The organism is Pseudomonas sp. 2725 (genome assembly GCF_050434585.1).
Classification (GTDB): Bacteria; Pseudomonadota; Gammaproteobacteria; order Pseudomonadales; family Pseudomonadaceae; genus Aquipseudomonas; species Aquipseudomonas jessenii.
Genome location: NZ_JBNDIV010000019.1, coordinates 1 through 4,231 on the forward strand (window position 1 = coordinate 1; position 4,231 = coordinate 4,231).

A 4,231-nucleotide genomic window follows, 5' to 3' on the forward strand; every position below is an offset into this window, starting at 1 on the left:
CCCGTGTTTCACCGGTCTGGGTTTCGAGAGGAACACCAATGTGCACGTCAAATCTCCTGCGTGATCTTATTGAGTAAACCCATGCACTACGGATGGTGCGGCTGGGGCGGCCGATCAGCACGATCCCGCCAAATCAGGGCGGGGCGCGGCATTTTGCAGGCGAACTTTGTGCCCTTCAAGGGATTATGACGGGTGACGGAAAATTAACTACAAGTCACCCCGTGACCGAATGTCGCAACCAACCGGCTCAATCCCTTGCAGACCGTGCTTTTCAAGGATTCTGGCCGAAATTGAAGAATTTACACATCGGCCGTATGAATGATGCGGCATTGCCTCGAAATAGTGGCGCAAAGCCGCGTCATCAGGCGCTTGTGGGACGTTTGTACGACTTGTCGATACAGTTTGCTGCTATGCGACAAATACGTATATCTGTAGGGCTTTTGTTTTGCTGACTACGGGGTCAAGTAACCTTGTAGAGCCTTTATCCCTCTAGGCTGTAGCTGTACGCCTGATTTACCAGCCAGTCACGAAATGCCCTTAAAGACGCGGATTCGACCTTTCGTTCAGGAATCATCAGGTAGTAAGCCTTGATACTGGACAGTGCTTGGGGGTTGGCGATCACCAGGCGTTTCTCTTTCAGCTCCCTTTGAATCAGGAACGGTGGAATCAGGGCAATGCCCATGTCGTGCATGGCTGCCTGGGCGAGCATGGAGAATAGCTCGTAGCGGGGGCCCGTCATGTCTCGCGGGACATTCAGGTGTTGGGAGTCGAACCATTGGCGCCAGGCATAGGGGCGAGTGGTTTGTTGCAGAAGAGGCAAGTCGGCGATTTCCCCGGGCGTCAGACTGGTCTTGTTTCCGAGCAGGTTGGGGCTGCAAACGGGCATCGGATTTTCACCCATCAGCCTGTGGGATTCTGTACCCGACCAATCCGCGTCGCCGAAGTAGATGGCGGCATCAAAATCCGTGTCGGCGAACAGGAACGGCCGCGTGCGGTTGGTCAGGTTGACCGTCACTTCCGGGTGTTTCTGCTGGAAATCCTTGAGTCGCGGCAGCAGCCATTGGGTGCCGAAGGTCGGAACTACGGCCAGTTCGATCACGTTGGTGCCCTGCTGGCCCATCACGGACAAGGTGTCGCGCTCAACGGCATCGAGCTGAGTGGCCACCCGACGGCTGTAGGAGAGTCCGGCTTCCGTCAGCTTGACCCCGCGCCGCGAGCGTCGGAACAGTTCCACACTGAGGAACTCTTCAAGGCTGGCAATCTGTCGGCAAATCGCTCCCTGGGTCAGCGAAAGCTCCTGGGCGGCCTTGGTGAAGCTCTCGTGGCGCGCCGCGGCCTCGAAGCTGATCAGGGCGGTGGTGCTGGGTATCTTTCTGCGCATGTACGTCAACCTCACTAATACATCGCATAAAAGCTCTTTTGCGACGTTTCGGAGTGAGAAATTAGCACAACAGTATGCAAAATCCTCGTTTGCCGTCGCGCCGATCCGGGCCTAGGATCAGCCTACGTTATTTGACCCGATTCGAGAGGACACACTCATGGGCGGTAAAGCTAGCTTCAACTGGATCGATCCCCTGCTGCTGGATCAACAGCTCACTGAAGAAGAACGAATGATTCGCGACACGGCTGCGCAATTCGCTCAGCAAAGCCTTGCGCCGCGCATCCTCGAAGCTTTCCGTCATGAGAAGACCGATCCGGCGATCTTCCGCGAAATGGGCGAAGTCGGCCTGTTGGGCGCAACCATCCCCGAGCAATACGGTGGCAGCGGCCTGAACTATGTCAGCTATGGCCTGATCGCCCGTGAAGTCGAGCGCATCGACTCCGGCTATCGCTCGATGATGAGCGTGCAGTCCTCGCTGGTGATGGTGCCAATCAATGAATTCGGTACCGAAGCGCAGAAGCAGAAGTACCTGCCGAAACTGGCGTCGGGAGAGTGGATCGGCTGCTTCGGCCTGACCGAGCCTAACCACGGCTCCGACCCGGGCGCGATGATCAGTCGTGCGCGCAAAGTGGAAGGCGGCTACAGCCTTGCCGGCAGCAAGATGTGGATCACCAACAGCCCGATCGCCGATGTGTTCGTGGTCTGGGCCAAGGACGATGCCGGTGACATTCGCGGCTTCGTTCTGGAGAAAGGCTGGAAAGGTCTGAGCGCTCCGGCGATTCACGGCAAGGTGGGCCTGCGGGCATCGATCACCGGTGAAATCGTGATGGACAATGTGTTCGTTCCGGAAGAGAACATCTTCCCGGACGTCCGTGGTCTGAAAGGTCCTTTCACTTGCCTCAACTCGGCACGTTACGGCATCTCCTGGGGTGCGCTGGGTGCAGCCGAGTTCTGCTGGCACACCGCTCGCCAGTACACCCTGGATCGTCAACAGTTCGGTCGCCCACTGGCCGCTACCCAGTTGATCCAGAAGAAGCTGGCCGACATGCAGACTGAAATCACCATGGCGCTGCAAGGCTGCCTGCGTCTGGGTCGTATGAAGGACGAAGGTACCGCTGCGGTCGAAATTACCTCGATGATGAAGCGCAACTCTTGCGGCAAGTCCCTGGACATCGCGCGCATGGCTCGCGATATGTTGGGCGGCAACGGCATCTCCGATGAATTTGGTGTGGCGCGTCACCTGGTCAACCTGGAAGTGGTGAACACCTATGAAGGTACTCACGACGTCCATGCACTGATCCTCGGTCGTGCGCAAACCGGCCTCCAGGCGTTCTATTAAGGAGAACGTCCATGGGCGCGCTATCGCATCTACGGGTACTGGATTTATCGCGGGTGCTGGCCGGGCCTTGGGCCGGGCAGATCCTGGCCGACCTTGGCGCTGAAGTGATCAAGGTCGAGCGTCCGGGTAACGGCGATGACACGCGCGCCTGGGGACCGCCGTTCCTTAAAGACGCTTATGGCGAGAATACCAGCGAGGCTGCTTATTACTTGTCGGCCAATCGCAACAAGCAATCTGTCACCATCGACTTCACTCGCCCTGAAGGGCAGAAGCTGGTGCGTGAACTGGCGGCCAAGTCGGACATCTTGATCGAGAACTTCAAGGTCGGCGGTCTGGCGGCTTATGGCCTGGACTATGAAACGCTGAAGACGATCAATCCGGATCTGATCTATTGCTCGATCACCGGGTTCGGCCAGACCGGTCCTTATGCCAAGCGTGCGGGTTATGACTTCATGATCCAGGGGCTCGGCGGCCTCATGAGTCTGACGGGGCGACCTGAGGGCGAAGAGGGTGCGGGGCCGGTGAAGGTTGGCGTGGCGCTGACGGACATCCTCACCGGGCTGTATTCGACTGTCGCGATCCTGGCTGCGCTTGCGCATCGGGATCACGACGGCGGTGGTCAGCATATCGATATGGCGCTGTTGGACGTACAGGTGGCTTGTCTGGCCAATCAGGCAATGAACTACCTGACGACAGGCAATGCGCCAAAACGCTTGGGTAATGCTCACCCGAACATCGTGCCTTATCAGGATTTTCCTACGGCGGATGGCGATTTCATCCTTACCGTCGGGAACGATGGTCAGTTCCGCAAGTTTGCGGAAGTGGCCGGGCAGCCGCAGTGGGCGGACGATCCGCGTTTTGCCACTAACAAGCTGCGGGTGGCAAACAGGGCAATACTGATTCCGCTGATCCGCCAGGCTACGGTGTTCAAGACTACCGCTGAATGGGTGGCGCAACTGGAGCAGGCTGGCGTGCCATGCGGGCCTATCAATGACGTGGCGCAGATGTTTGCCGATCCTCAGGTCAAGGCGCGCGGGTTGGCTATCGAGCTGCCGCATGCGCTGGCCGGGATGGTGCCTCAGGTGGCGAGTCCGATTCGACTGTCGGAGACGCCGGTGGAGTATCGTTTTGCACCTCCTCTGCTGGGTGAGCACACGCTTGAAGTTTTGCAGCGTGTGTTGGGTCTGGATGCCGGGGCGGTGTCCGCATTCAAGGCTTCTGGCGTTCTCTGATAGGTCTCTTCTATATAGAGGGTGTTTCGGCTATAGGCGCCCTTTAGGGCGTTTTGCTGCTTTCTGCAGCTTATTGATAGAAAACCTAAATCAGTGCTTGACGGCAGATTTCAGGTGTCTATAATTCGCCCCACTTCCGGCGCAGTCGAAACGGAAAACTCCTTGGTAAACAAAGAGTTACGCGGTTTTCGGCAGCAGGTTGCTTCAGTTCATCGAAGCACAAAGGGAGTTGAAAAAGAGGTGTTGACAGCAGCGTGTAACGCTGTAGAATTCGCCTCC

At 57.5% G+C, this 4,231-nt stretch carries 3 protein-coding genes; 2 read left to right on the forward strand and 1 reads right to left on the reverse strand.

The window, feature by feature from the left end; genetic code table 11:
* Positions 1-481 precede the first annotated feature (481 nt).
* The gene (locus ABIE16_RS28690; protein WP_057712567.1) at positions 482-1,381 is read right to left on the reverse strand and encodes a LysR family transcriptional regulator; all 900 of its coding nucleotides are present in this window, start codon (positions 1,379-1,381) and stop codon (positions 482-484) included.
* A 157-nt stretch (positions 1,382-1,538) separates the two neighbouring features.
* On the opposite strand from ABIE16_RS28690, the gene ABIE16_RS28695 reads away from it, so the two are divergent.
* Positions 1,539-2,720 (forward strand): acyl-CoA dehydrogenase, encoded by a 1,182-nt coding sequence (locus ABIE16_RS28695; RefSeq protein WP_429522464.1) that lies wholly within the window; start codon positions 1,539-1,541, stop codon positions 2,718-2,720.
* An 11-nt stretch (positions 2,721-2,731) separates the two neighbouring features.
* Positions 2,732-3,952, forward strand: coding sequence for a CaiB/BaiF CoA transferase family protein (locus ABIE16_RS28700; RefSeq protein ID WP_057712566.1), 1,221 nt, complete (start codon positions 2,732-2,734; stop codon positions 3,950-3,952).
* Positions 3,953-4,231 lie beyond the last annotated feature (279 nt).